This is a genomic window from Chondromyces apiculatus DSM 436 (assembly GCF_000601485.1).
Lineage (GTDB): Bacteria > Myxococcota_A > Polyangia > Polyangiales > Polyangiaceae > Chondromyces > Chondromyces apiculatus.
The window spans coordinates 1-2,113 of record NZ_ASRX01000160.1; the positions used below are offsets into that span (position 1 = coordinate 1).

General features: G+C 65.0%; 3 protein-coding genes. 2 read left to right on the forward strand and 1 reads right to left on the reverse strand.

What is annotated here, in order from left to right:
- The first annotated feature begins 1,247 nt into the window (after positions 1-1,247).
- Entirely contained in the window at positions 1,248-1,457 is a 210-nt protein-coding gene (locus CAP_RS43225) for a hypothetical protein (protein WP_044252683.1), read from the forward strand.
- 28 nt (positions 1,458-1,485) lie between these two features.
- Here CAP_RS43225 and CAP_RS43230 read toward each other — a convergent pair whose 3' ends face one another.
- Positions 1,486-1,866: a GFA family protein gene (locus CAP_RS43230; protein WP_044252686.1), complete on the reverse strand. Its 381-nt coding sequence runs from the start codon at positions 1,864-1,866 to the stop codon at positions 1,486-1,488.
- Between the two features lie 63 nt (positions 1,867-1,929).
- Between CAP_RS43230 and CAP_RS54780 the strand changes: the two genes are divergently transcribed.
- A partial coding sequence (locus CAP_RS54780) for a hypothetical protein (protein WP_231512040.1) occupies positions 1,930-2,113 on the forward strand: 184 nt, incomplete at its 3' end.

Here is a 2,113-nt window from a genome sequence, read left to right on the forward strand (position 1 = left end):
ACTGGGAGCCGGATGGCGCGCGGCTCGGTGCTCTGGCGCGCCCGCCCCCGGTCGCATCACCCCCCCGCCCACCGCTTGCCTGGGGTAGGCCAGAGCGCTCGGGGAGGGGGGCCTTGGGGAGGGCTTTGGGGGTGATGGGAACGTGGAGGGGGTTCCCGTGTTGAGCGGGATCTCATCTTTCAGGGTCTTCCGGCGGGTTGATGGGTGAGCAGAGGTCATGAGGCCCTGAAAGCGTGACCCTGTCTCCTCGTGGAGAATGGTGACCTGCCAAGGTGGCTGCGTCCCTCGCCTGGAGCCGCTGGGCGCTCGCTGACCTCCCAGCGTGAGGCGCTGACACGCGGTTCGCTGTGGCCAGGCAGACGTCTGTGGCCACCCTCACGTGAAGTGGGTTCGCTGTCACGTGGAGCGGGGTCGCGGCCACGTGAACTGCGTCTACTGACACTGGAAGTCGGTTCGCGTTGACCTGAAGCGGGTTCGCGTTGACCTGAAGCGGGTTTGCGTTGACCTGAAGCGGGTTCGCGTTGACCTGAATCTCGTTCGCGTTGACCTGAATCTCGTTCGCGTTGACGTGAAGGTGCGTCGCCGAGGAGCGGTTGCACACACGGTGGAATGAACGTAGTTCGCGTTGACCTGAATCTCGTTCGCGTTGACCTGAATCTCGTTCGCGTTGACCTGAATCTCGTTCGCGTTGACGTGAACGAGGTTCGACGATCGGGGAACACAGACCGCTGCCACGTGAAGCGGGTTCGCGTTGACGTGAATTTCGTTCGCGTCCACGTGAAGGAGCTTCCCTGTCACGTGAAGGGCACTTCCCTCGGGCGGACGGAGTGTCCGGTCACGCGGAGCCAAACCGCGTCCACGTGAACCCGATTCACGTCCACGCAAAGCCGAACCGCGTTCACGCGAAACCGAACCGCGTTCACGCGAAGCCGAACCGCGTTCACGCGAAGCCAAACCGCGTTCACGCGAAGCCAAACCGCGTCTACGTGAACCCGATTCACGTGCACGTGAAGCCCATCCAGTGGCGTGCCTCACGAAATCCCTGGCATGCAACCTGCGTTTCCCTTCCAGCGCAGCGGATCCACCGACACCCGAGCCACTCTCAATCTTCCCACTCACCGATCCCCACCCCGCCGCCCGACACTCACCCGCCAGCGACTACCCGCCCACGCCTCCCCATGGCCACCGACCCTCACGCGGTCTTCGAACACCTCCACGTGACCCTGCTCACCTCCTGACCATGGGCGATGCGGCCCTCCCCGGATGGGGTGGCCTCCATGCCGGCGGCCGCGCTCGGTCAGGTGGCCTCGCCCGAGGACTTCCAGCACGTGCCCATCCTCTTCAAGGAGTACGCGGCCTCGACAGGGTTCTCTCCGTCCTTCCAGGTCTCTTCGTCCGCCCCGAGCTCCACGGGCGAGGCATCGGCCGGCGACTCGCGCGTGTCCTCCCCGGGCTAACCCACAGATTCTTCCGAGGAGCCACCTTTCATTGCTGGTTCTGCGGCAAGCCGTCTCCAATGTCGTAGTAATCACCCTTGTTCGCCACGTAGATGTGGATTCGCAGCCTGGTGTCCGTAGGTCCCTCGAAGGCGCCCATGGCGATGCCGATCCAGTCGTGGGCGATCGGATCCCAGAACAGGGAAGAGCCACAGGTCGCGCAGAACCCTCGCCGCACCTTCTCGGAGGAGCGGAACCAGGTGACGTTGTCGCCGCCGCGGATCGTCAAGGCGGCGCGGGGAACGTCGGTGGACGCAAAGAAATGACCCGAGTGCTTGCGGCATTGCGAGCAATGGCAGGCATCTGGCGGCGGCAGATCGCCGGTGACCACGAAACTCACAGCTCCGCAAAGGCAAGATCCCTCGTGCACGCCGCGCTCCTGGGTTCCGAATGAGTCACGTTGGGTCGTCACCAGATCACGCTCGCATGAATGATGGTGACGTTCTTCGCCATCTCGCTCAACACCTCGCCCACGCCACCCCCCTCACCGCACGGTCGCCTGACCATCAACCCACGGTCCCCCCACCCCGAAGCGCTCCTCGCGTCACCCCAACAGAAGCCGGGAGAGGGATGGCGGGGTGGCCGGGGGCGGGCGCCCCAGAGCACCGAGCCGCGCG